9 protein-coding genes and 2 rRNA genes are annotated in these 26,440 nt (G+C 65.3%); 10 read left to right on the top strand and 1 reads right to left on the bottom strand.

Going from position 1 to position 26,440, the window contains the following annotated elements; all coding sequences use genetic code 11:
• From AC1AYR_RS08440 to ilvC, 5 genes are all read left to right on the top strand, one after another.
• A 23S ribosomal RNA gene (locus AC1AYR_RS08440) occupies positions 1–195 on the top strand; the annotation flags it as partial.
• Between the two features lie 172 nt (positions 196–367).
• Positions 368–484: ribosomal RNA gene (rrf, locus tag AC1AYR_RS08435) — 5S ribosomal RNA — on the top strand.
• 426 nt (positions 485–910) lie between these two features.
• Positions 911–1,549 carry an IS607 family transposase gene (locus AC1AYR_RS08430; RefSeq protein ID WP_476512294.1) on the top strand — a complete coding sequence of 213 codons (639 nt, stop codon included), beginning with the start codon at positions 911–913 and terminating at the stop codon, positions 1,547–1,549.
• Positions 1,536–3,170, top strand: a complete 1,635-nt coding sequence (locus AC1AYR_RS08425; RefSeq protein ID WP_476512293.1) for a zinc ribbon domain-containing protein — start codon at positions 1,536–1,538, stop codon at positions 3,168–3,170. Before AC1AYR_RS08430 ends, AC1AYR_RS08425 begins: the two co-directional genes overlap by 14 nt.
• Before the next feature lie 265 nt (positions 3,171–3,435).
• On the top strand, positions 3,436–4,488 hold the full coding sequence (gene ilvC / locus AC1AYR_RS08420; protein ID WP_034529598.1) for a ketol-acid reductoisomerase: 1,053 nt from the start codon (positions 3,436–3,438) through the stop codon (positions 4,486–4,488).
• 282 nt (positions 4,489–4,770) lie between these two features.
• Here ilvC and AC1AYR_RS08415 read toward each other — a convergent pair whose 3' ends face one another.
• On the bottom strand, positions 4,771–5,877 hold the full coding sequence (locus tag AC1AYR_RS08415; protein ID WP_476512292.1) for an ATP-binding protein: 1,107 nt from the start codon (positions 5,875–5,877) through the stop codon (positions 4,771–4,773).
• A gap of 617 nt (positions 5,878–6,494) precedes the next feature.
• On the opposite strand from AC1AYR_RS08415, the gene AC1AYR_RS08410 reads away from it, so the two are divergent.
• The 5 genes from AC1AYR_RS08410 (at position 6,495) to AC1AYR_RS08390 (ending at position 24,342) form a co-directional block, all read left to right on the top strand.
• The gene (locus AC1AYR_RS08410; protein ID WP_476512291.1) at positions 6,495–9,773 is read left to right on the top strand and encodes an Ig-like domain-containing protein; all 3,279 of its coding nucleotides are present in this window, start codon (positions 6,495–6,497) and stop codon (positions 9,771–9,773) included.
• Between the two features lie 477 nt (positions 9,774–10,250).
• Positions 10,251–13,544, top strand: coding sequence for an immunoglobulin-like domain-containing protein (locus AC1AYR_RS08405; protein WP_476512290.1), 3,294 nt, complete (start codon positions 10,251–10,253; stop codon positions 13,542–13,544).
• Positions 13,545–14,290: 746 nt separating this feature from the next.
• Entirely contained in the window at positions 14,291–15,313 is a 1,023-nt protein-coding gene (locus AC1AYR_RS08400; RefSeq protein ID WP_476512289.1) for a LamG-like jellyroll fold domain-containing protein, read from the top strand.
• The gene (locus AC1AYR_RS08395) at positions 15,277–20,178 is read left to right on the top strand and encodes a family 43 glycosylhydrolase (protein ID WP_476512288.1); all 4,902 of its coding nucleotides are present in this window, start codon (positions 15,277–15,279) and stop codon (positions 20,176–20,178) included. Before AC1AYR_RS08400 ends, AC1AYR_RS08395 begins: the two co-directional genes overlap by 37 nt.
• 270 nt (positions 20,179–20,448) lie before the next feature.
• Entirely contained in the window at positions 20,449–24,342 is a 3,894-nt protein-coding gene (locus AC1AYR_RS08390) for a family 43 glycosylhydrolase (RefSeq protein WP_476512287.1), read from the top strand.
• Positions 24,343–26,440: the final 2,098 nt, after the last annotated feature.

Here is a 26,440-nt window from a genome sequence, read left to right as displayed (position 1 = left end):
TGGCACCGCCGGTTGGCTGCGTTCGGAAGGGATAACCGCTGAAAGCATCTAAGCGGGAAGCCCGCTCCAAGATAAGTATTCCCTGGCTCTTCGGAGCCGTGACCCCCCATGTAGAACACGTGGTCGATAGGCCGGACGTGGAAGCCCCGCAAGGGGTGGAGCCGACCGGTACTAACGGGGAAGCGCGACACACAACCCACACCCCCAAGGAGTGTGGAGAGCATCGGCGAAGACTGCGCGAAAACACGCGACACGGAACAACGGTCCGTGACCACAAAAACGATCAGCGACGCGTCCACCATCCGGTCCCCAAACCACCAGCCATCAGGAGACACGGGACACGATTCCCTCCTGATAATTGAAGATTTGCGGCGGTCATGGCCCAGGGGAGACGCCCGGACCCATTCCGAACCCGGAAGCTAAGACCTGGCACGGCGATGGTACTGCACCCGACAGGGTGTGGGAGAGTAGCACGCCGCCGCACCACACTTGAAACGAAAGCCCCGGAGAGCACCCGAACGCCCCGGGGCTTTCCCATACCCACACACACGCGCGAGGATACGCGGAAACGGAACCGGCCTACGGCCGGTGCGTTTCTCCCCGCAGTCCATGGGGCCGCTCCTCTTCTCCTCCCCACCCGGCCTGCGGCCGGGAGCCCCCTTGTCACAGGGGGCTGTGCGCTCACGCGCGTGAGCGCGACCTCCCTCTGGCGAGAGAGATGGCCACCGAAGGCGGACGGAGGGAGAGACCCGCGGCCCGCGGGGCCGCGAAGACACGGCATCGGCCGAGGGGCGATACCGACACCGCTGCACTTGGAATACGGCGTCAGCCTGTTCTGCTGTAACCTTGATTGCGGATAATTGAGATATTCGCTGTAATTATAGTATGAGCCTTTGGGGAGGTGATTGGAATGGCCAGGTATCTGCGTCGTGCGGAGGCGGCGGAGCGTCTGCATGTTTCCGTGTCCATGTTCAAACTGTTGGTCAAACAGGGCGGTATCCGTTATGAGGTGACGCCGGGTGGTCAGAAGGTGTACGATCCGCATGAGATCGACCGGTACATGGCCGAATGTCAGGGCATGCCGATCCCCGAAGGGAAGCTCGTGTTCTATGTGCGCGACAGCGAGGGCAACACGGCGCGTATGAACGCGCAGGTGGAACGGCTGACGGTCGCGTACGGCGAGCCGGTGAGGGTGTATCGGGATCGTGCGAGCGGATTGAACGAGCGGCGCAAGGGGTTGAACCGTCTGTTGGACGATGCGGAGAATCGTCTGTTCGACCGGGTCGCCGTCACGGCCAGGGATCGTCTCTCCCGGTTCGGCGCCGCGTATCTGGAACGGTATCTGGGCTGTCTTGGCGTCACGCTGGTCGTGTTGGACGGGGAACGTGAGAAGGGCATGATGGATGAGCTCATGGATGATTTCATGAGCCTGCTCGCCTCGTTCTCGGGCCGGTTCTACAAGCTTCGTTCGGTGGAGCATCAGCGGCTCCTGTTGAGGAAGGCGGAGCGACGCCTGTCCGGGGAGGCGGCGTCGGATGGCGGGGAGTGACGAAGTCGCCTGTGGTGTCCCCGCGTTGGAGCCGGTCAAGGTGTGCGACACCGCCACCGGCGTGGAATTGTCTCCTATGGAATGGGAGGCGTTGTTCTGGAGTCATCTCGACCATGCGAGGCATTGCCAGAACATGATGATCCGATTGAACCGAAACCTCGGCTCGAAGGGCGGGGGTTTCTGCAACGAGTGGGCTAGGAAAAACGTTCGTCTCGTTTCCCTTCCGACGGGTTTCCGTAATCTGTCGCATCAGAACCGGGTGAACCAGTGCGAGACGGCGCGCCTCGTCTTGGCGTGGCGGGCTCGCGAGCGGGTCGCGGACGCGTTGGACGAGATCGGCTGGGACAAGGCCACGCTCAAGGATGTGGAGAAACTGGTCGGCGGGAAGGTCGATCCGCAACTGTTCTCCAACGTGCTCTCCCACGACGCGCATTTCGAACTGCCGACGGTGCGCGGCACGCGTTTCCCGTATGACCAGTCGAACAACAATTCATGCCGTCAAGGCGAGATCGACCTCGGGCGCGGACTGGTCACGTACCGGCGCATGGCGGTCGCCGACCGGTTCGTGGACGTGACCCTGCGGTTTCCTCGTATGAGGGAACGGTATCCGAATCTGGTTCGGGTGTCGCGTCCCACCATGAGGTTGCGCGGGGACGGGATGATCGTGTTCGATCTGGTCGTGTTCGAGCGACGCATGAGAACGGTTGACGTGTCGAAGAGCGCGCATGTGGTCGGTTTCGACCTGAATGCGGACTGGCACGGTGGGATCAGCGGTGCGCGTCTCGCCTATAACGGTCACGTCGGCCGGGAGCTCGTCGCCGGCGTGGATACGCGACGCCAGCAGGAGAAACTGGAACGTCTGTACGTCGAGTATCGGCGGTGTCTTGCCAAATTGAAGCGTCTCATGCCGTGGCAGCGCCCCTCGGACCCGGATGATCCGATCCAGGTCGCCGCCCATCCGAAATGGGCTCGACTCTACAATCAGTCGTTGGGACTACGCGACAAGATGTATCGGATCAAAACCCTGTTGGACTGGCGGTACGCCCACGACGTCATCGACCACGCTCGTCCCGACGAGCTGATCGCGGTGGAGAAGCTGAACGCGTTCGACGCGGCCGGACGGTATGAGTTCCGACACGGAAGCCAATTGGACAAGCTCGACCATGTGGCGGCGCGCAATGGTCGACGCGTTGTCAAGGTCAATCCGGCGCACACGTCCGACACCTGCCCATGGTGCCACACGAGAATCGGGAATCTTAACAAAGCGCGCGAATACCAGTGCCCCGGTTGCGGGAGGACCGTTTCGCGTGACTATGGTTCGGCGGTCAACATCGCCGATCGCGGCCGGCGATACCTGGGGCATAAAGGCAATCCGATTACACCTCCCAAGGGACATGCCACGAGGAAACGTCCCAAGCTGACAAGATTCCGGCACTCGGGTGCCGGCCATGAACGTTCGTCAGGAACCGGCAAGGGGCCGGTCTCCTTCCGTGTCACAGGGCAACCGGATACGGTGACGGCGACTATTCGGAGTAAAAGGAAGCGGACGACCTCCGTGCAGGCACGGGCCAGAGTCGCCACGCGGTTGCGGCAGGAACCACAACTACCTCATTCCGAATAACCCTGTGGGCGAATGGTGGTGGGAAAAGGTGCAACGGGAGACGACCACGTTATGGACGAGTGGCGTGAATCGGCGGAATCGCGGCTAGGATGGAAACCAGTTCGCGGGACACAATCCCCACGTTTGAGACCGTCCGGGCAGGTGCTCGGATGACCCGAACGCGCATATGCATGCGGATCGCATGCAGCGCAACCACACGACACCGTGCATCGTTTTCCGACCATTGTGGACGGCCGACGATGCGCAAGTTAAAGGAGTGCCAATCATGGCTGCACAAATCTGGTATGAGAATGACGGCGATCTCTCCGTGCTCGAAGGCAAGAAGGTCGCGATCATCGGTTACGGCTCGCAGGGCCACGCCCACGCGCTGAACCTGCGTGATTCCGGCGTCGACGTCGTCGTCGGCCTGCGTCCGACCTCGAAGTCCGTGGACTTCGCCAAGGAGCAGGGCCTTGAGGTCAAGTCCGTGCCGGAAGCCGCCGCCGAGGCCGACGTCATCATGATCCTCGCGCCGGACCAGTACCAGCGCAACATCTGGAAGGACGACATCGAGCCGAACATCAAGCCGGGTGCGGCCGTCGCCTTCGCCCATGGCTTCAACATTCACTACGGCTACATCAAGCCGTCTGAGGATCATCCGGTGTTCATGGTCGCTCCGAAGGGCCCGGGCCACATCGTGCGTCGTGAGTACGCCGCCGGCCGTGGCGTCCCGGTGGTCGTGGCCGTCGAGCAGGACCCGCGCGGTGACGGCTGGGCGCTGACCCTGGCCTACGCGAAGGCCCTGGGCGCCCTGCGCGCCGGCGCCATCAAGACCACCTTCAAGGAGGAGACCGAGACCGATCTGTTCGGCGAGCAGAACGTCCTCATGGGCGGCGTGAACAAGCTCGTCGAGATGGGCTTCGAGGTCCTCACCGACGCCGGCTACCAGCCGGAGATCGCCTACTTCGAGGTCTGCCACGAGCTCAAGATGCTCGTCGACCTGATGAACGAGGGCGGCCTCAACAAGGCCCGTTGGTCCTGCTCCGACACCGCCCAGTACGGCGACTACACCAACACCGTCATCAACGAGGACTGCCGCAAGCGCATGGAGTACCACCTGGGCCGCATCCAGGACGGCTCCTTCGCCAAGGAGTTCATCGACGATCAGGATGCCGGCGCCCCGCACTTCAAGGAGCTGCAGGAGAAGTACTCCAACGAGCGCATCGAGACCGTCGGCCCGAAGCTGCGCGCCATGTTCTCCTGGAACAAGGACGGCGTGAAGGACGCCGACGAGGCCAACTCCTTCACCGGCAAGATCGCCCGCGCCCAGGTCCAGTGAGCCTGCTCATCGTGACGACAGGCCGTCGTTCCCACACTGGGAACGACGGCCTTTTCGTATGCGTCGCCGGACCCGGTTGAGTCGGCGCGCGTTGTTCCGTGACGCGGGAACGACGCCAAGGCCGCGTTTTTGTCGTTTCCGCGCCAATGGCGTCGGCGGAACGGGGGTCGTGGCGCGGATGCGACGCTGACGATGCTCTCAGCGTCGTATCCATGCCAACGTTGGCGAGCCTGCGACGTTTCCGGCGCGAAACCGCCGCGGCGGTCCGGCAAACGCCGGCCGTCAGCCGCGGTGCCGGAGGTATTCGCGGAGGAAGGGGACGGCGAAATCCACTTCGCCGCGTTCCGTTTCCCGGATGACGTAGGCATCGAGTAGCCGCTTGCGGTAGGTGGCGGCGTAGTTGTCGGTCTTTCCCATGCGTCGGGCCACGGCGGAGGTGGAGGAGGAGCCGTCAGAAACCGCCATCGCCTTCAGATACGCCTTGTCGTTGCGCGACAGTCCGTGCAGCTCGGGGATGCACACGGCGTTGTCGAGATCGCTGCGCGCCTCGGCGATGCCGTCGGCGATATCGCCGTCGGAGATGACGTCGGATTCCCGCAAATCGGCGGCGTCCCACACGTAGTATCCGACCAGTTGGATCATGTACGGGTATCCGGCCGTCGCCTCGGCGGCGGTGCGCAGCTGGTCGTCGGAGATGGTCATGCCGGATGAGCGGAACGTGGTCGCGAAGGCACCGCGCACGTCGTCGATGGGGACGTCCGTGAGCACGTTGGTCTTCGCGCGGCGCAGGAAGGTGATGACCTCGTCGTTGAACAGGTCGGAGACCATCTGCGGCAGTCCGGCGAATACGATGGCGATGTTCCGGCGTTCGCGTATCTGATGCTGAATCGCGGTCGCGATGGCGATGAGATCGTTCCGTTCGGCGGCCTGTGTTTCGTCGATGGTGATGAGCAGTCCGCGATGATGTTTCTCCAGTACGTCGAGGCGGCGGGACATGGCTTTGCGCAGCGTCTCCGGCATGCGTTTCGGCGACAGTTCGGCCTCGCCGAGGCTGATGCTCGCTCCGGCGAAACTCACCGACGGCTTCACGGAGATTCGGTCCAACATGCCGTCGGAATCATGGAGCTCGTTGGCGAGCCGTTCGCACAGTCCCATCGAGGCGGTCTCCTCAATGACGTCCCATTTGCGGGCGCGCGCCTTGTCTCCGAATACGGTGAGCATCACGGTTTTCCCGGTTCCGCGTGCGCCGGTCACCAGCATGATGCGTCCCGGAGCGCCGACGCCGTTGCCCAGTCCTTTTTCGAAGTCGCGGATGATTTTGGCGCGGCCGATGAGTAGGGGCGGTTCGCCGCCCGCGGTCGGTTTGAAAGGGTTCTCCGTGGCATGCATCTTGTGTCTCCCGTCATCGTGGATAACGCAATATCAAAAATATCAAAGAAATCAAAAATATCAAAAGAATCAAAAGAGCGGTGCGGGGGAGCGGAGGCTGACGCGCGCCGGAGTGTCATGCGTGGGGTGTGCGCCGAGAATGTCGTGCGTGGAATGCGCGCGGGGGACGTCATACCGGGGCGCGCGGGGATGTCAGCTGGGATTCACGAGGGGGGCATCGACGCCGGCCGGACTCGCGTGGGGGTGCCGAGTGCGCACGGGGGGATGTCATGCCGGGCGCGCGCTGGGGCGTCAGCCGGGACTTGTGCGGCGGATGTCACGTGGTGCTGGGAGAATGGGCAGCAGTCTTCTATGGGAGCGTTCACATTACGTAGTCGGCCATCAGTGAGGAGCGTAGGCCGGCGCGAGGTGAGTGGCGACAACCGCATCGTAACAGCGCGCGGGGTTGCCTGTCGCTGGTGATGTGAGCGCGCACATAGGACGTCACGCGCATCGGCAACGGTGTGCGGAGCGCCCGGCAGGGTCGTGGTGTGGCGTAGCACCGTGAAGCGGCCGTGACGGGGGAGGAACGAAGGAGAGGCGCTGCGTCGCGCCCGAACGAAAGTGCATAGCAGCATATGAAGAACTGGAAGAAGGCGGTCGCGCTGATTGCGGCCGTGCCGATGTTCGCGGCGTTTGCGCCCGCGGCGACGGCGGCCGACACGACGACGGCCGCGCAGGCCACGTCGACCGTGCAGACCGCGGCCGACGCCACCCCGACCCTGCTTGCCAGCTGGGACTTCACCGGCAAGAACGGCACGAGCAGCGGCTCCATCCCTGATTCGACCGGCAAGTACAAGCTGACGCTCAACGGCGGCGTCTCCGTCGGCAAGTTCGGCGATCGTTCCAACAACGAGGCTCTGAATCTCAACAACGATGCCAACAGCGCCAAGTACGCGCAGATCGACGACCAGCTGTTCAAGGACGCCGGCGACTCCTTCACCTTGGAGTTCGCGGCCAAGTCCCGTCAGGCGGACAGCGACGCGTTCTTCACCTTCGCGGTCGGCAAGGACTACAACAAGTACTTCTTCAACCGCATCAGCACCACCAAGGTGAAGACGGTCATCTCCGACAACAAGTGGAATAACGAGCATGGCGACAACGTTTCCGTCTCCGGCAACGACAACACGTGGCACAACTACAAGATCGTCGTGGACGGCACCAATCTCGGCGTGTGGCGTGACGGTTCCCTGCTGAACTTCACGACCAACACCGGCATCAGGATGAGTGACCTCGGCGGCTACACCACCTACATCGGCAAGTCGTTCTACGACGGCAGCGGTTCCGGCATCGGCACCGACAAGTACTGGAACGGCGCGATGGACGACATCAAGGTGTACAAGGGCGCCGAACTCGCCTCGCCGACCGGCGTGACCATCGCCGGCGACGGCGTGGTCGACGGCAAGCTCGCCCTGACCGAGAAGTCCACCGCGAAGCTCACCGCCACCGTCACCCCGGACGACGCCGTGAGCAAGAACGTCACCTGGTCCTCCTCCGACGAGGGTGTGGCGAAGGTCTCCGACGACGGCACCGTGACCGCCGTCAAGGCCGGTTCCGCGACCATCACCGCCACCACCGAGATCGGCGGCGTGAAGGCCGAACTGCCCGTCACCGTGAATCCGATGGACGCGAAGACCGCCGCCAACGAGGATCTCGACTCCGCGATCAGCGCGCTGAAGACCACCACGACCGAGAACCTGCCGCTCATCGCCGAAGGCACGAAGAACGGCTCCACGATCACCTGGACGTCCTCCGACCCGAAGCTCATCACCGGCACCGACGCCAACTACAAGGCCCCGAGCGTGGGCGCCGCCGACCCGTATCGCGGCGCCGGCGTGGTCACCCGTCCCGCCTACGGCGACGGCGACTCCAAGCCGGTCACGCTGACTGCCACCGCCAGCTACAACGGCGGCGAGGCAGTCACCAAGAGCATCGAGATCACCGTCAAGGAGAAGACGCGTGTCGCGCCGGACACCGGCTACGCGTCCGTTACCTTCAGCAGCGATAACAACGGTGGCGAGCAGGCGTGGGTCGCTTCCACCGAGAAGAACGATTTCTTCACGTTCAAGACCCGCAACAACGGTCAGGCCGTGCTTACCAATGACGCCGACACCGGTGGTCTGCGCGATATGTACGTGCTGCGTTCCCACGAAGGTGACAAGTACTACCTGATCGCCACCGATCTCAAAGTGTCGGCGATGGGCTGGGGGCAGAACCAGCAGTACGGTTCCCATAAGGTCGAGGTCTACGAATCCACCGATATGATGAACTGGACCCGTACCAACGGCGACGGCAACGGCGGCATCACCATCAATTCGCCGGAAGCCGGCATGACCTGGGCTCCGGAAGCCTACTGGGATGACGATCTCAATGCTTATGTGGTGTTCTTCTCCTCGCGTATGTACACCGACGAAAGCCGCACCACTCCGGTCAAGAACGAGACCACCGGCCGTAGCTCCTATGCGCAGGTGCGCTATGCCATCACCCGCGACTTCGTGAACTTCACCGAGCCGCAAATGTGGCAGGACACCGGCTACTCTCGTATCGACTCCACCGTGCGCAAAATCGGCGGATACTACTACCGCCTTACTAAGAACGAGGAGAACGGCGCAGCCGGCAGTTACATCACGAAGGGCAAGAGCGTGTTCCTCGAGCGTTCCAAGGTGCTCACCGCTCCGACTACCAAAGCCGACCCGAATCAGGACCCTGACACCGGCTGGCAGCTGCTTGAGCAGAACCTGTTGCCGTTCGAAGGCCCCGAAACCGTCAAACTCAACAAGGACGACGAACTCAACACGAAAGACGACGACGGTTACATCCTGCTGTCCGACAACTTCTCCTACCGTGCGTTCATGACCACCGGAGCCGAGCTGAGCAAGACCAACTGGAACAACACCATGGTCAATCGATTCCCGGACTTCAACAATGAGAGCAAGCCGGTCATGGCCAAGCCTGGCGCTCAGGGCTACATCACCCAGGGCGCGAAGGGCGGTCTGCCGGACAAGGTGCGTCATGGCGCATTCGTCAACGTGCCCGCAGCCGTGCTCAAGGTGACGAAGTCCTGGACCGCGGCGTCGCCGACTCATATCGAGGCCGTGGACTCCACGACGACCGCCAAGTACGACAAGGATTTCCGCGTCGTCACCGCGACCGTGAAGGCCGATGACCAGGGCACCGTCGCCGGTTCCGTGACGTTCGCCACCGCCGACGGCAGCTGGTCCGAGACCGTCAAGCTCGACGCCGATGGCAAGGCTTCCGTCACCGTTCCCGCCGCGGTCTCCGGCACGGTGACCGCCGCCTACGACGGCTACACCGACAATCTCGTCAAGGCGTCCATCAGCGACGGCGTTGAGGTCGAGCAGGGCAAGAACCCGACCAAGCCGGAGATCACCCTTTCCGGTCAGGGCGTCAAGGACGGCAAGGTCGCGCTGAAGGTCGGCGACGAGCTCGACATCCACGCCGCGCTTTCTCAGGGCGATGCGACCGCCGCCGACGAACTCGTGTGGGGCGCCCCGTCCGATACGTCCGTCGTCGAGTACGTCGACCAGGGCGCAGACCCGGCCGTCGGCACGCGTCGCGTCAAGGCGCTCAAGGCCGGCACCGCGACGATCACCGTCTCGTCCAAGAGCGATCCGAGCGTGTCAGCCACGCTGACGATCGCCGTGACCAAGGACGAAGGCAAGACCCCGGGCGCCGGTGACACCACCGGCGATAAGACCGGTGCCGGCGACAATACCGGCGCGAAGCAGCCGGGCCTGTCGGCCACGGGCAGCGCCGTGGCCGGCGTGACCGCGCTCACCGCGCTGATGCTCGCCGCTGGCGTCGCCCTCACGGTCTGGCGCAAGCGCCGCGCCTGATCTAGGAGCGCCCTCCATCCTCGCCCCCGCTGGCGAGGCTGTCGCCTCGACGGCCTTGTCCCGTTGAAGGGGTGAGGTGCTTGGGAGGGTGCTCCCTATCCTCGCTCCCGCTGGCGGGGTGCCGGGGAGGGGGCGCCCTCCATCATCGCCCCCGCTGGCGGGGGCTCCCGGCGGAGCCGGGTGGGGGTGGTCCCGATGCGTACGTGCCGTGGCCACCCCCAGTCAGCCTGCGGCTGACAGCCCCCGCCAGCGGGAGCGGGATTCGTCGGTCTGCTTGTGCGACCACCCCCAGTCAGCTTGTGGCTGACAGCCCCCGCCAGCGGGGGCGGGATTGTGGTCTGGCCGTATGGCACGGCACCCCCGCCGGCGGGGCGGGATTATGGGCCGGTCGTATGGTGACAGCCCCCGCCAGCGGGGGTGAGGCCGATACGTACGTATATATCCATATCAACGAATTCCCTGAACCAAAGGAGCATTATGGGAACGTGGAAGAGGAAGACCATCGGTCTGGTGGCGAGCGTCGCCACACTGGCCGCCGGTCTCATGCTGCCGATGACGGCGGCCGCAGCGGACGGCGACGCGACAGGCAACGCGCCGCAGCCGCTCATCCATTATTCATTCGACGCCGCGCCGAGCGGCGGCACGACCATCGCGAACGAAGGCACCGCCGCGAACAGCGACGCCACGCTCTCCGGCGATGCGACCTTCGCGAACGGACAGGTCAACCTGACCGGATCGCAGTCCATCCAAGTGCCGACCACCGCGATCAACGGCCAGAAGGACGTGACCGTCTCCATCTGGCTGAAGAACAACTACGGCAACGGCAACGTCGCCGCCGCGTACATCGGCAATGGCGCGACGAAGAACGGCTACTTCCTGCTCAATCCGGCGAACCCGTCCGGCTATGTGAAGTCCGTGATGACCACCGCCACCGCGGCCGCCCCGAACAACAGCCCGTGGGGCACCGAAGTCGGCCCCGCCGCGACCAACGCCGCCACCACCGGCGCGAAGGCGACGAACGCGCTCGCGCTCTACACCACCGTGATCGACGGCACCGACGGCACGATGAGCGTCTACCTGAACGGCCAGCCGGTCGGCGACACGACGTACACGATCCCCGCCGGCGGCCTCACGAACTACGGCGACCTCGTCGCCTACATCGCGAAATCCTCCTACGCCGATCCGAACACGAAGATCGACGTCGACGATTACGCGGTCTACGGCACCGCGCTCGCCGCCGACGACGTCGCGGACCTCTACGCCGCCGAAGCGCTCGACAAGGCCGTCGCGTCCGTCGCCTCCGCCGTGCCGTCGAGCGCGACGGAGGACTTCACGCTGCCGGTCGCCGCCGCCGGCGCGACCGTCACGTGGAAGTCCGACAACGCCGCCATCGCCGTCGACAACGCGACCGGCAAGGCGACCGTCACGCGTCCGGCCGCCACGGCCGGCGACGCGACGGTGACGCTCACCGCCACGTTCGCAGTCGACGGCGCGTCCGGCGCGTCCAAGACCGTGCAGTACACGGTCACCGTGCCGAAGCAGCTGTCCGACGAGGACAAGGCGAAGGTCGACCTCGACGCGATCGCCATCGAAAGCACCGACGACGTGCGCTCGAACGTCTCCCTGCCCGTGACCGGCGACAACGGTTCGACGATCACGTGGGAGGTGACGGACGGCAAGGACGTCGCCACCGTCGGCAAGGTGACGGACAAGCGCTTCGTCACCATCGACGTGAAGCGTCCCGCCGCCGGCAAGGACGCCGCCAAGGTCACGCTCAAGGCCACCGCGAAGAACGGCGCGGCCACGCAGGCCAAGACCTTCGAGGTCACGATCCAGCCGATGCCGGCCGCCGAGGAGAAGGACGAGGCCTACGTGTGGGCGTTCTTCACCGGCGAGGGCGCGGGCGCCGAGAAGATCAGCCTCGCCGCGTCCAAGGGCAACGACGCGCTCGACTGGAACACGCTCAACAGCGGCACTCCGTTGTTCACCTCCGAATACGGCGAGCAGGGCCTGCGCGACCCGTTCATCATCCGCTCGAAGGATGGCGACAAGTTCTACATGCTCGCCACCGATCTGAAGATCGCCGGCCGCAGCGGCGGCTTCGACACCGGTCAGCGCAACGGCTCGCGCTACATCGAGATCTGGAAGTCCGACGACCTGGTCAACTGGTCGAAGCAGAGCCACGTCAAGGTGAGCTCCGACTACGCGGGCAACACGTGGGCGCCCGAGGCCTACTACGACGAGGAGATCGGCAAGTACGTCGTCTACTGGGCGTCGAACATGTACGACACGACCGACGACAGCCTGTCCGTGCGCACGCACGTCACCTACAACCAGATGATCTACGTCACCACCGACGACTTCGTCCACTTCTCCGACCCGCAGGTGTGGGTGAACGTCAACCAAGGCCAGGGCAAAGGCATGATCGACGCGACCATCGCCAAGGAGAACGGCGTCTACTACCGCTTCTACAAGGACGAGTCGCGCATGAAGATCCGCGAGGAGAAGTCCACGAACCTGCTCTCCGCAATCGGCACCGCCTCCACGCCCGGACTGCTGCCGAAGACCACCGGCCTCGCCGCCTCCGACCAGTGGACGCTGGTGAGGGAGAACATCGGCGACGGCCAGAACAACCAGTACGGCGGCAAGTTCTCCGGCGGCGAAGGCCCGTCCGTGTTCCCTGCGAACGACGGCGATGTGAACTTCGCGAACGGGGAATCCAAGTGGTACCTGTTCATCGACCAGCCGGGCTATCACGGCGGTCCGAACCACTACATCGGATTCAAGGTCAACGACCTCGCCACCGGTGAGGTGACCTCCGTCAAGTACAAGAACCTGCCCACCAACTCGGACGGCGGCAAGCCGCGCCACGGCACCGTCGTGCCGGTGACGCGCGCGCAGTACCAGAAGGTGCTGGAGGCGTACGCCCCGACCGTGGCCGTCAAGTCCGTGGACGCGGTGAACGTCGAGACGAAGGTCGGCGTCGATCCGACCGCGGACCTGCCGCAGACCGTGCACCTCACGCACGTCAACGGTTCCGCGGCCGACGTCGCCGTGACGTGGGACGCGATCAAGGCCGATTCCTACGCGAAGACCGGCACGTTCACCGTGAAGGGCGTCGCACAGGACGACTCCCGCATGCCCGTCGAGGCGACCGTGACCGTCACCGGCACCGACATCTCTGGTGCCGCGGTGAAGCTCGCGCAGACCGAGTACACGGCCGATGGCGCCGCCAAGGAGCCCGCGGTCGAATCCGTGACGCTCGCCGACGGCACCGTGCTGGGTGAAGGCGATTACACCGTGGCCTACGCGGACAACGTCGAGCCCGGCACCGCCACCGTGACCGTGACCGGCACCGGCAAGTACTCCGGCACCGCCACCGCCACGTTCACCATCAACCCGGCCAAGTCCGACGAGCTGAATAAGGCCGAGCTGCAGCAGCTCTACGACACGGTCAAGGACTACAAGGAGGCCGACTACCAGTCCGGTTGGGCCGCTTTCGCCACCGCCCGCGACAAGGCCTACGCCGTGCTGCAGAGCTCCGACGCCAGCCAGGATGAGGTGAACGCCGCGCTGGCCGGTCTTCGGTCCGCGGTTGCCGGTCTGCTGAAGAAGTCCGACGCCGGCACGCTGAAGCCCGGCGGCAACGCCGGCGCGGAGCAGCCGGGCCTGTCCGCCACGGGCAGCGCCGTGGCTGGCGTGACCGCGCTCGCCGCGCTGGCGCTCGCCGCCGGCGTCGCCCTCACGGTCTGGCGCAAGCGCCGCGCCTGACCTAGGCGCGCCTTCCATCATCGCCCCCGCTGGCGGAGCTGTCGCCTGACGGTCTCGTCCCGTTGATGGGGTGAGGTGCTTAGGGTGCCTCCATCCTCGCCCCCGCTGGCGGGGTACCGGGGAGGGTGCGTCTTCCATCTTCGCCCCCGCTGGCGGGGGCTCCCGGCGGAGCCGGGTGGGGGTGGTTTCGGTGCGTACGTGCCGTGGCCACCCCCAGTCAGCCTGCGGCTGACAGCCCCCGCCGGCGGGGGCGGGGTTGTGGTCCGGTTGAGGAGTGCGCCGTTTCCCGCCAGCGGGGGCGGTGTTTGCTGGGCCGATGGTCTCGTTGGAGCATCGGGCTGGTCTCCGTATTCGGAGGCGCTGTAAGCGTTCACAATCTGTGTGAGCGCTCACGGTATAATGATGCGCGTAGGAGTCGGTGTCGCGGCCATACGCGCGTATCAATCTCGGGAACGTTGCAGTGACTGGGATCGTGCGACTTGGCGGCATCGCCGGCGAGGGAGGTTCGGTTGCGATGCCGCGTGCGTCGTGACCGGAACGACGGCGGAACACGTCACTTGAAGGAGAGCGGCGGCCGGTCGTTGATAACAATTTGATAACAAATCCGGCGGCGTCCGTGCCGTCGGCATATAATTGGTACACCGGTTTCCCATGTGGTATCGCGTCGATTGCGAGCATGGCCATAGGGGCGATGCACCGACAATGCAATAGCAGGAACCAAGGAAGCATCCAAGGAAGGAATCTCAGTGAAGAGAGCCACACGACTCGCGGCCATCGTGGCCGCAGTGTCGACGCTCGGCATGGGACTGATACTGCCCATGACCGCGTCGGCGGACGACGCCGCGACCGCGGCCACACAGTCCGCGACGGCGTCGACGGCGCAACTGCGCGCCGCACAGGCGCAGGTGACCGCCGCAGCCGATCAAGACAAGGCCGCCGCGGCCGACCCGATCGCCAGCTTCGACTTCAACGCCGATCCGGCCGCACAGGACGGCGGAACAGCCGCGTTCACGAGCGCGAAGGGCGACGCGAAGGCGACCGTCAACGGCACGGCGAACCTCGTCGCCGGCAAGGACGACGCGAACGGCACAGCCGCCCAGCTCGGCCAGAACTTCTGGATGAACGTCACCAAGTCGGACGGCAGCCCGCTGCTCGCCGGCCTCGACGACGTCACCATCAGCTACGACAGCAAGGCCAACGCGACCGGCGGCGCATGGACCGTCTTCGCCGCGCCGGACGCGAACCAGGTCAACGGCAACGCGCCCACATACCTCGGCGTGCTCGACCAGACCAACAAGACGCGCATCGAACGCTACCTCAATGGCCGTAACTCCGACAAGGCCACCATCGACCAGAACGCCGGCACCAACGGCGACTGGAAGCACGTCGACCTCGTGATCTCCGGCACGACGGCGAAACTGTACGTCGACAGGAAGTTCGTCGCGAGCAACGTGAACGGCGAGAAGCTCTCCGCTATTCTCGGAGGCTCCGGCGGCGTGCTGCAGATCGGCAAGGGCAACTGGGGCAACGGCGAATACTTCACCGGTTTGCTCGACAACCTCACCATCTACGGCTCCGCGCTCTCCGCCGCGGATCTCGGCGTCGCCTCGCCGACCACACTGCACATCGGCGGCAACGACGTGGCCGACGACGGCACGGTGAGCCTCAAGGAAGGTTCCACCGCGTCGCTCTCCACGACCGTCGAGCCGGCCGCGGCCGAGCCGACCGTCACGTGGGAGTCCGACAACCCAGCCGTCCGATCCTCGTGAACAACGAGTCCACCACCGGCGTGCGCGACCCGTTCATCGCCTACAACCCCGAGTCGAAGACCTACTACATCCTCGCCACCGACCTGCGCGTGTTCGGCGGCGACAACGCCGGCTGGAGTGCCTGGTCCACGAACTACAGCACCAAGCTGCACGTGTGGTCGTCGAAGGACCTCATCCACTTCAGCGACATGAACGAGCTGGAGACCGCCACCGAGGACGCCTACACGAAGAACCCGGCCAAGACCCAGACCCTCACCGACACCGTGACCGGCAAGAAGATCACCGACATCGGCATGGCGTGGGCCCCCGAAGCCACCTGGGTGCCGAACTTCTACGACCTCAACGACGACGGCAAGCTCAACGGCTCCGACAAGAACAACCCGAAGGACCAGCAGGGCGGCGCGTTCGTCATGTACTGGTCCACCTCCGCCAAGTACGACGGCGACAACCACCAGCCCGGCAAGAAGGTCACCCACGTGCTGTGGGCCGCGACCAAGGACTTCACCAACGCCACCTACCAATTCGGCGGCGTGTACGTACCCAACAGCAAGTACCGTCCCGGCAACACCATCGACACGACGATGATCCAGCGCACCATGAAGGACGCCGACGGCACCGAACACCTGCGCTCCTACCGCGCCAGCGGCTCCGGCACCATCTTCATGGAGTACACCGACCGCGCCGACTGGTGGCGCGCCAACGACCAGGGCCAGTATGCCACCGATCCCGCCAAGGGCTGGGTGCTGCGCCAGAACAACGTCGGCCACTCCCTCGGCTCCTCGCAGGAAGGCGCGAACGGCTTCAAGGTCAACGGCGAGAACAAGTGGTACATGTTCGTCGACAACTACGGGTCCGTCGCATCCGGCGCTCGCTACGGCTACAACCTGCTCGAAGCCGACGACCTCGACGCGTCCGACGGCAACGTGTGGAAGCCGGTCGGCAATACGAACTTCTTCCTCACCGCGAACACCAAGCACGGCGGCGTCGTCTCCCTCACCAAGGCGCAGTACGACGCGATCCGCGCGGCCGACGCGAAGAAGGCCGACAACCAGAACCTCACCGTCGCCGACCCCGTCACCGTCGACCAGAACGCCACCGCCAAGGACGTGACCGCGAAACTTCCGAAGACGCAGACCGTCACCCTCGCCAACGGCTACGGCACCGCCGACCGTGACGTGACGTGGGACGTCTCCGGCGTCGACACCGCCAAGCCCGGCGAGTACACGGTCACCGGCACCGTCGACACCATCGGCGCGAACAAGAACCACTGGCAGTGGACGGCCTCCGACGGCACGGTCAAAACCGACGAGGACGACCTCATCAACAGCGGCGCGAACGCGAACAACAGCTTCAAGCAGTCCGGCGGCTTCGTCGACAACGCGACCGCCGACAAGAACCGTCCGCTCGTCAGCTCCACCGCGATCACCGTCACCGCCAAGGTGAAGGTCGCCGACGACGGCACCACCGAGCCCACCGACCCGGACCTGCTCGCCGACTTCACGTTCGACAAGGCCTCCGCCGACGGCACGTTCGACGGCGGCAACGCGACCGGCGCCACGCAGGGCACCGCCGCGCTCGCCGACTCCAAGGACGCGAAGAACGGCAAGGCCGCGAAGCTGGGCAAGGGATTCTGGCTGAACGTCACCGCCAAGGACGGCTCCCCGCTGCTCAAGGGCAGGAACGACGTCACCATCTCCTACGATTCCAAGCCCGACGCCGGCAAGGCGAACACCGGCTGGACGGTCTTCGCCGCCTCCAATGCGAACACGCAGGATTACGGCAAGGAGCACTACCTCGGCGTGCTCGACAAGACCACCGGCATCACAGTCGAACGCTACAGCAACACGAACGGCCGCGACTCCTCCGGCAACATCGCCTCCACCAAGGCGAACGACGGCTGGAAGCACGTCGACATCGTCATCTCCGGCACGACCGCGAAACTGTACGTCGACCGCAAGCTCGCCGGCGTCAACACCACCGGCAAGACGATCACCGACATCCTCGGCGAGAGCGGCGGCGTGCTGCAGATCGGCAAGGCGAACTGGGGCGACGGCGAATACTTCACCGGTCTCATCGACAACCTGAAGATCACCGGCCGCGCGCTCACCGCCGACGAGCTCGGCGTCGACGGCATCAAGTCTGACTTCGCCGCCGCGCTCGCCATCCCGTCGCGCATCACCGGCGACCTGCCGTCCACCGTGCTCGGCAGGACCGTCACGTGGAAGGCCGCGGGCGACGGCGCGAAGCTCGTCGCCGCGGACGGCAAGGTCACGCTGCCTGCCGCCGGCGAGAAGTCCGTGAAGGTCACGCTCACGGCGGCGATCGACGGCGTCGCGACGCCTGTCACCGCCGACGCGACGATTCTCGATGATGGCGGACAGATTGCGTCCTACGTCAAGGACGTCGACCGCTCCGACCAGAACGGCGCGAAGTACGATCCGCTCGCCTACAACGACGATCGTCGCGCGGACTCGCTGTACGTGGCCGACAAGGCCGCGGGCGAAGGCGCGTGGACGACGTTGAACCGCTCGCAGTCGATCCTGTCGGTCAAGTGGGATGGCTCGCAGTCCGCCAAGCCGAACGCGCAGATGGGATCGCCCACGTTCTACCGCGCCCAGGACGGCACGCTCGGCGTCGTCGCGTCGCAGAACAACGCGACCGGCTCGATCTACGTGTGGGACGGCAAGGGCGACGGTGCGACGTTCACCAACCAGCGCGCGATCGCCATCTCCGATTCGGATATCGTCACCAACCCGCGCATCGTCTACGACGCCGCAGCGAAGGGCTACAAGGTGTTCTTCACCGACGCCCTGACCGGTGAGGGCCGCGTGGCCACGCTCTCCGACCTGACCGCGAAGGCGAAGGTCGAAAGCCTGTCCAAGGCCGACGCCGTCGCGATGGGCGTGGGCGGCGCGACCGACGGCCTGCCCGCATGGGCCGGCGACGGCCAGACCAGCGCGTTCACCGTGAGCCAGGCGGAGTACACGAAGTTCCACAAGAACTACGTGGACCTCCAGAACACCGGTGTCGCGGTGAAGGGCGTCGAGGCGGACGCGAAGGACGCCACGGCGGAGTCAATCGCGAAGGACGTCGCCAAGACGCAGGCGACGATGACCTACAACGATGACTCCACCAAGACGTTCGACGTCGACTGGGACACCGACTCCATCGCCGACCAGCTCGCCAAGCTCGACAAGACGAAGGACGGCACGATCAAGGTCCAGGGCACCGTCAAGCAGACCGACGAGTCCATGGTCAACGACGCCCGCGCCGATCCGGACATCTTCTACAACGATGACGACGGCTACTACTACCTCACCGGTTCCACCTATGAGGTAAAGTCCACCGATTCGAACGTGGCGCAGAAGACCAGCTACCGTTCCATCGGCCTCAAGCGTGCGAAGACCATCAACGGTCTCAAGAACGCCGAGGAGCACATCATCATCAAGCCGGAGAATGGCACCCCGGGCCACAAGGACCAGTATCCCAACTCGTTCTACGGGTGGAGCGCGTTCATCTGGGCCCAGGAGTTCCACAAGATCAACGGCAAGTGGTGGATCGTGGCCGGCTTCCACAAGGGCGCCTCCTCGGTGAACGGCGGCTGGTGCAACAACACCATCCTCATTCCGTACACCGGCGACGAGCAGTCCATCAAGGACGGCGGCTTCCTCAAGGCCGAGAACTGGGGCGAGCCGACCGTGCTCGAAGGCGCCGCGTTCGACGTGACGTACTTCGAACGCACGGAGAACGGCAAGACCCAGGGCTACTGGCTCTTCCCGAAGAGCGCCGGCCTGTACCTCGCCAAGGCGAAGATGGGCGACGGCGTCACCCCGCTCGTGGACGGTGGCCTCGAGCACATCTATCAGGTCAGCCAGCAGTTCGAATACGGCAAGCAGGCGCCGACCCCCGGAGACAACTCCGAAGGTTCGGATCAGGCGATCGTGGAGGCGCCGTTCATGTTCGAGCATGGCGATTACGTCTACATCGCCTACGCGGGCGCCACGGTGGACAAGTACTACAACACCAACGTGATGCGCGCCGCCAAGGACGCCGATCTGCAGGATCCGGCGAGCTGGACCACCGCCGAATTCCCGTCGTTCGACACCAACGACACGTACACCGGCAAGTACGGCGCCGACGAGACCTCGTACGAGCGCAAGCATGCCGGCCCCGGCCACATCTCGCTCGTGCACGACGAGGCCGGCAACATCGTCATGGCCTACCACGCGCGCCCGTACCCGGAGATCCACTCCGGTTCCGCGGCGGGCGGCCTGTTCGACCAGGACCGCAACACGTGGCTCAAGGCCGTGAACGTGCGCTCCAACGGCATGCTTGACATGTCGCTGAGCAAGGATCAGGAGGTCGCGTCCGCCAACCGCCGCGTCACCGTCACCGTGAACGTCAAGGGCACCGGTACCACGCCTCCGTCGTCCGAGAGCGTCGTCACCGGCGTGAAGGTGAGTGGCGATCAGCAGCTCACCGCGGGCGACACCGCGCAGCTCAAGACCGACCTCACGTGGTCCGGCGACGCGGGTGACGCCGCGGCCGCCGGCCTCGTGTGGACCAGCTCCAACGCGACCGTTGCCTCCGTCGACCAGAACGGCGTCGTGACCGCGCGGGCCGCTGGCACGGCGACGATCACCGCGACCGCCGCGAACGGCGTTTCCGGTTCGCTGGAGATCGCCGTCGCAGCGAAGCCCGCCACCAAGCCCGATCAGGGTGACGGTGGTGCCGGTAACGGCAAGTCCGATGGCAACGGTGGCCTGAGCGCCACCGGTGCCAACGTGACCGTGCTGACCGTGATCGCCACGACGCTGATTCTCGCCGGCGGCGTGACCCTGGCCCTCGGCAAGCGCCGCGCCTGACGAGAACGGACGGGGGCGTCCGCCTCCGTCCGTCACGGTTCGGTCCTGACCAGTCACGGTTCGGTCCCCGTCCGTCACGGTTCGCTCCTTGGTTCGTATCGGTTTTCCGTAACCAACCAGGGAACGAGCCGTGACCATCCGGGAGCGAGCCGTGACCATCAGGGACCGGACCGTGATGGTCAAGGAACCTGTGGTCAATCGGCATCGCATAACCGAATAACCACATAACTGAACATCGAAGGAAGATCATCCCCTTACCGAAGGAGCATCATGGGGAACTGGAAGAAGACGGTGGCGGCCCTCGCGGCCCTGCCGGTGATGATAGCGGGATTGGCCCTGGGGCCGAGCACCGCGATGGCGGCGGATCCGGCCGACGGAGGCCTGTCTGACGCGAACCTGCTCGCATCCTATGATTTCGAGGACGCGAACGACAAAGGCAAGGACGTCTCCGGTCACGGCAACGACCTGACCGTCAAGGGCGACAACGTCGAATACGGCGTGCCCGGCGACCATACGCAGGGCGGCAACGCGATCCAGCTGCGCGGCAACACCGGCCAGTACCTCGAGCTGCCGCAGGGCCTGCTCAACGGCACCGATTCGTTCACCGTGCAGTTCGACTCCAAGTCGCGCATGGCCGCGAACGACAACTTCTTCTCGTTCGCGATCGGTTCGGACAATCAGAAGTACTTCTTCTCCCGTCTGCGTCCGACCAGCGTGTACACGTCCATCACCAAGGCGTCCAACGGCGGCGAGCAGGGCGTGACCGCCACGCAGACCGCGAACGTGTGGCACACGTACCGCATCTCCGTAAGCCCGAACTTCATCGCCACGTTCATCGACGGCGATCTTGCCGGCATCAACAGGAACGTGACCACGAAGCTCTCCGACCTCGGCACCGACCTGCCGGTCACGTTCGGCAAGTCCACGTGGACTGGCGACAAGTACTACAACGGCGGACTCGACAACATCAAGGTGTGGAAGGCCGCGTACGTGTCCGACGCGATGGTATGGGACGGCGTCGCCGTACCCGGCTCCACCGAGACCGGCGTGACGCTCCCCGCGACCGACGCGCTCGGCAACCCGCTCGCGTGGACGTCGTCCGACGCGTCCGTGCTCGGCAACGACGGCAAGGTCGTGAAGGCTCCCGACAAGGACACCGAGGTCACGCTCACCGCATCCTCCACCGTGAACGGCACGGTCTACACGAAGCAGTTCAAGGTGGTCGTTACCGCGGCCATCACCACCGCCGACGCGGCCGCCGACCGACTGCTCGTCGACTACCAGCTCACGGCGGGCGCGACGTTGCCTGCGACGATCGCCGCCGCTCCCGGCGCGACCGTCGCATGGAAGTCGTCCGACACGTCGCTCGTGAAGGATGACGGCACGGTGGCCGGTGCGGAAGGCGATGCCGAGAAGACCGTCGACCTGACCGCCACCGTCACGCTGAACGGCAAGACCGCGACGAAGAAGTTCACCGCCGTGCGCGTCATGCCGAAGAGCGCCGAGACCATCGCCTCCTACACGCGCGCCGGCTCCATCAGCGGCGGCGCGCGCGTCGGCCAGTCGCTGCACATGGCGCTCAGCAAGGACGGCAAGTCCTATGAGGCGCTGAACCAGAACTACGGCGTCGTGTTCGCCGAAGCGAACTACATCCTCGACGAGGTCAACAAGACGCTGAACACCACCGGTGCCGAGATCGGCCGCGGCATCGCCGACCCGTACCTGTTCCGCATGAAGGACGGAAAGTACGCATTCGTCTCCACGCTCACCAAGTACAACACCGCGCGCGGGCAAGACAGCTCTTCGACCATCTACCCGGCCGATCCGGGGCAGATCCTGTTCCTCACGTCCGACGACCTCATCCAGTGGAACGACGCCCCGAACGACTACGAGGTAACCGGTCGCGTGAAGGTGACCGACGACACCACGCAGTTCGATGCCGGATCGCTGACCGCCGGATACGACGCCTCCGCCGGCAACTACCGCGTCGGCTGGACCGTGGGCGGCGTGGCCAAGTACGTGACCACCGAGGACTTCAAGACGTTCTCCGCCGTGAAGACCGGTGCCGCGTTCGCCAAGACCACCGCCGACCTGAGCGGCATCTCCAACGCCGTGGCCTCCAACACGATCGCCGTGGACGCCTCGCTCGCGGCGAAGGTCGCCGAGAAGCTCGGCCGCGTGACCAACACCGGCGTCGAGAACCCGAAGGACATCACCGTCGAGGCCGGCGAGACCAGCAAGGACGACCTGCTCAAGCAGATCAACGGCGGCGAAGCGCTGAAGAACGGTCTGCTCTCGAAGGGCACGACCGCGACCGCCACCTACTCCGACGGCTCCACGTACGACTTCCGCGTCAACTGGAACGCCGACGACCTCGCGAAGATCGACACCACCAAGGCCGGCGAGTACACGGTGAACGGCACCATTGCCCAGCAGAACTTCTCCAACGGCACGATGATGTATCGCCGCGCCGATCCGAACGTCGTCTACTGGCAGGGCAAGTACTACTTCATCGCCACCAACGAGGGTGCGGACCGCAACATCTACATCCGCGTCTCCGACACGATGGAAGGCCTGAAGGATGCCGGAAGTTCCGTGAGCGACGGCGACGGCGGCAACATCGTCCAAGGGCAGGACATCTTCCTGTGGGGCAACAAGGACGACACCGGGCACGAGGGCTACCACTGGGCGCCCGAGCTGCACGCGATCACCGACTCCAACGGCAAGACGCACCTGTACTGCTTCTTCGCCCAGTACCCGACCGGCAAGGACGGCGACCCTGCGCTCTCCGGTGCGCCGAACTGGGCCGGCCCGTCCGCCTACGTGTACGAGCTCAAGGACGGCGGCGACCCGACCAAGACCGCCGACTGGACCGAGCACCGCGTGATCAACCAGTCTGGTTCCGCGCTCAACACGAAGGCCCTGACCATCGATATGACCTACTTCGAGGTCGCCGGCAAGTCCTACGTGGCGTGGAGCCAGGGCGATGACACCTACAAGGGTGCCCGCGCGTCCTTGTACATCGCCGAAACCAGCAAGGACAAGCCGTGGCAGATCACCTCCGCCGCGACCCGCATCGTCCAGCCGGTCTACGGCTGGGAGCTGTCCGGCGTGAGCGAAGGCCCGAACGTGCTCGTCAAGGACGGCATGATCTACATGGTCTTCTCCGCGCAGGAGGTCTCCGACCAGTATGCGACCGGCATGCTCACCGCCAAGGTCGGCTCCGACCTGACCAAGGCGTCCAGCTGGACGAAGTCGAACTACCCGTGGATGCATAACGGCGTGTTCCCCGGCCAGAACGGCCTCGGGCACAACTCCTACTTCGCCGACCCGTACGGCGATATCTACAACGTGTACCACTTCGGCAACTCCGGCGCCCGCAACGCCTCCATCGTGCCGATTCACTTCCGCACCGACGGCTCGCCGATTCTCGACATGAAGGTCTCCGAGGAGCTGGATCAGTCGAAGAAGAACGTGACGTTGACGGTCGTCGTAACGGACAAGCCGGTGTCGTCGGATGCGTCGCTGAAGTCGCTGAACGTCGCCGGTTCCGACATCGACCTCGACAAGGCCGCCTCCACCGGTGGCGCCGAGCTTAAGGTCGACGATCCTTCCGCGGTGACCGATGCCGATGTGTCCGCGGTCGTCGCGGATGCGGGTGCCTCGACTGCGGTGTCGGTGGCGGATGGCGTGGTGACGGTCACGGTGACCGCTCAGGATGGGGTGACCGTGAAGGTCTACAAGGTCGTACTGGTCAAGAAGGCCGGCGGCACCGAGCCTGGCGCCGTCGACACGGAGGCGCTGAAGGCGCAGATCGCCGTGGTCGCCGGCTTGAAGGAGCCCGACTACACCGCCGACTCGTGGAACGCGATGAGCGTCAAGCTCGCCGCCGCCCGCGATGCGCTGAACTCGAACGATCAGAAGACGGTCGACAAGGCCGCCGCCGCATTGAAGGACGCCATCGCGGCGTTGGTCAAGGCCGATGGCAACGAACCGCAGAAGCCCGGTGCCGGTGATGGCGGCAAGGCCGATGCCGGTGACGCCGGTCAGTCGGGTGACGCGTTGTCCCAGACCGGTGCCGCGGTGCTCGGACTCGGCGGCGTGGTGGCGCTCCTCGCCGCCGCCGGCCTGGCCCTGACCATCTGGCGCAAGCGGCAGGCCTGACGGGCCAGTCCCCGCTGGCGGGACTGTCATCCGACAGCCCCCGCCAGCGGGCTGTCCGGTGGTGTCGGGTCGATGGTTTCGTCCCGCTGGCGGGGCTGTCCGCCGGTCGGGCTGATCGCTTCGCCCCCGCTGGCGGGGGCTCCCGGCGGAGCCGGGTGGGGTGGTTCCGGGTGGGGGTGGTTCCGGTGCGTGCGTACCGGAACCACCCCCAGTCAGCCTGTGGCTGACAGCCCCCCGCCAGCGGGGGCGGGATTCGTCGGTCTGGCCGTATGGCGGCGTTTCCGCCAGCGGGGGCGGGATTGTGGTCCGGTCGTGGGGTGCGTCGTTTCCCGGCTCTTCGCATTGCGGCGTGTACGACCCATATGCGGCTCCAGTCCTCGCCGCCTCCCACCGGCGGGCGGTAACGTGCACGAGCCGCCTCTCGTATTGTCCTCCCGCTGGCGGGAGGTGGCGCTCTCCTGCACGGTCTTGCGCACAAGTTCGCGCGCGTATTGTCCTCCCGCTGGCGAGAGGTGGTGCGTAGCGCCGGAGGGTGGTCGCGGCCGGGAAGGCCGGGATTCCATTCCTTTCCCGGGGGCATTGACTGGCCCGCGGCCCGGAGCCGCTATTCCCGCCCCGGAGCCGCTATTCCCGCCCCGGCAGGACGATTCGCCGTATCCGCCCCAGCGTCACAAATCCCGGAGAACGGCCCCGTCGTCCGGGATTTCTGACGCTGAGTCATTCCCAGCGTCATATATCCCGGAGATGAGTGGCTTCGTCCGGAATCTGGGATGCTGGGTCCTTCTCAGCGTCCCGGATTCGGGAAACGGGCGGCTTCGTCCGGATTTTGGGATGCTGAGCCTCTCTCAGCGTCCCAGTTTCAGGAAACGGGCGGCAGTGTCCGGAATCCGGGATGCTGAGCCATTCTCAGCGTCCCGGATTCGGGAGAACGGCCCCGCCGTCCGGGATTTCTGACGCTCAGTCTCCCAGCGTCATAAATCCCGGAGAACAACGGCTTCATCCGGGATTCCTGACGCCAGGGAGGAGCGGACGGACGGGGAGCGACCTCCCGGGGTGATGCGGGAGGCCGGCCTTCGGACCTGGGGATGTCCCGGTGCTCCACAACAGCGTGCGGGAATGGTGTTGTGGAGCGGTGGTGCGCCACGACACGGTCGCAAGAGGCGGTTCATGGGAGTTGTGGCGCATCATGAGGGCCCTTCTGCTCCACAACGTGCGATGGGAACGATACCGGCGGATGTTGTGGCGCGGTCCCGCTCCACAACAGGGGCGGGAGCCGGGATTGCGGGGAGTTGTGGCACGCTTTACGGGTCGGGAACGCTGGAAACAGGGGTTTTCGCGGGGGTCGAGGCGGGAGGCTGCTCCACAACAGGCTCTCCGGCATGTGTTGTGGAGCAGACCCGGCCGGGATGCGGGACGTAGGACGCGGGGTATGGGGCATAGGGTGCGGGAGCGGGGTGTGGGACACAGGACGCGGGGTGTGGGGAGCCGCGTACCGCCCGCGCCCGCCGCACGTACCCTGGAACGGTCGGCCCATGTCTGAACGACCAGCCGGCCCACGTCTGAAAACGGCCCGCCGCCCATACCCTGAAAACCGGCCCCACGCCCGAAACGGCCGGCCTCATGCTGGCGGACGCATCGGGTTGCGGGACGCGACCACCCTCCGGCGCTACGCGCCACCTCCCGCCAGCGGGAGGAAGCTGGAATGGACATTCACAACGTGGGGGTATGTGGCGCCACCTCCCGCCAGCGGGAGGAAGATAAGAAGGCTGCGACAGCATGGCCTGGCATCACAGCGCTTCCGCCACGCGACCACCCTCCGGCGCCACGATCCCTTCGCCCCCGCCGGCGGGGGCTCCCGGCATAAGCCGGGTGGGGTGGTTACGCCAACGACACCACCGATATCAACCGAACACGACGGCAACGCACCATCGCAGACCACCTTCCGGCGCTGCGCGCCACCTCCCGCCAGCGGGAGGAGGAGGGCAACTCCTCTGGGGAAGTACAGTATTGAGGCTGGTTGTATCAACATCTGGTTGTATCAACATCTGGTTGTATCAACCTTCAATGAAGGTGACGGTGCTTGCTGCGAGTGGTTCGC

This window comes from Bifidobacterium sp. LH_417, from assembly GCF_056357035.1.
This window is presented reverse-complemented; position numbering and strand designations above follow the sequence as displayed.

What these genes read in the sequence shown, in the direction of transcription:
- AC1AYR_RS08390 (WP_476512287.1), top strand. Translation starts at nt 20,449, where the DNA reads ATGGGGAACTGGAAGAAGACGGTGGCGGCCCTCGCGGCCCTGCCGGTG.
- AC1AYR_RS08430 (WP_476512294.1), top strand. Translation starts at nt 911, where the DNA reads ATGGCCAGGTATCTGCGTCGTGCGGAGGCGGCGGAGCGTCTGCATGTT.
- AC1AYR_RS08415 (WP_476512292.1), bottom strand. Translation starts at nt 5,877, where the DNA reads ATGCATGCCACGGAGAACCCTTTCAAACCGACCGCGGGCGGCGAACCG.
- AC1AYR_RS08405 (WP_476512290.1), top strand. Translation starts at nt 10,251, where the DNA reads ATGGGAACGTGGAAGAGGAAGACCATCGGTCTGGTGGCGAGCGTCGCC.
- AC1AYR_RS08410 (WP_476512291.1), top strand. Translation starts at nt 6,495, where the DNA reads ATGAAGAACTGGAAGAAGGCGGTCGCGCTGATTGCGGCCGTGCCGATG.
- ilvC (WP_034529598.1), top strand. Translation starts at nt 3,436, where the DNA reads ATGGCTGCACAAATCTGGTATGAGAATGACGGCGATCTCTCCGTGCTC.
- AC1AYR_RS08425 (WP_476512293.1), top strand. Translation starts at nt 1,536, where the DNA reads ATGGCGGGGAGTGACGAAGTCGCCTGTGGTGTCCCCGCGTTGGAGCCG.